We start from the raw sequence: 663 nt of genomic DNA on the forward strand, positions 1-663 counted from the left end.
GTGGCAATGTCATTAACCTAGCCCCTTGTGATGATCAAGCAAGCTCGCAAGTTTGGCAAATGGATGTATCCGCCAACGCCATCAAGCAAGGCAATCAATGCTTTGACTTAGAAAATGGCTATATGAGTAATAATCGCGCTCGACTCATTCGCTATAGCTGTACAGGTGGCGGCAACCAAAGATGGACGATGCTTACGCAAAACTCGAGTTTGATATTATCTAGCGCTGGCAAAAATCTACCGCTGATAATAGAGAGTATGCAAAAACAAGCAGTGACGACAGACACCATGCAAATGCAGTTGGCAAGCACCAATAGTAATCATCAGCAACCCTCTACACTAGCAAAAGTAAGCAGCGCGATAAGCACTTGGTTCTATAGTCTCATCAGCTAATTGAAAATACATAATAATGATAAAAATAAGCTCCTATGATAGGGGCTTATTTTTACTAAATTTTTCATCGTTATTAGGGCGTGTTGAACATTCAACCATGGCACTGACAGAGACTATTTTTTAGACGATTCGAAGGTAAAAATAGTAAGCTTAGTCGCTCTAAGCGTCTATTTTTACCAAAGAAGCGGCAAAAAAGAGTCCTGTCCCCTGCTTTTATCGTTGGGGCTGATGCTAAAATTGCGCCATACTGCGTTGCAAATCTAGCTAAGGC

General features: G+C 41.6%; 1 protein-coding gene. It reads left to right on the forward strand.

Annotated features, from left to right (window positions below; translation table 11 throughout):
- A partial coding sequence (locus JMX83_RS15030; RefSeq protein WP_201603396.1) for an RICIN domain-containing protein occupies positions 1 to 392 on the forward strand: 392 nt, incomplete at its 5' end.
- Between the last annotated feature and the right edge of the window lie 271 nt (positions 393 to 663).

It is taken from the genome of Psychrobacter piscatorii, assembly GCF_904846415.1.
GTDB classification, from domain to species: domain Bacteria; phylum Pseudomonadota; class Gammaproteobacteria; order Pseudomonadales; family Moraxellaceae; genus Psychrobacter; species Psychrobacter piscatorii.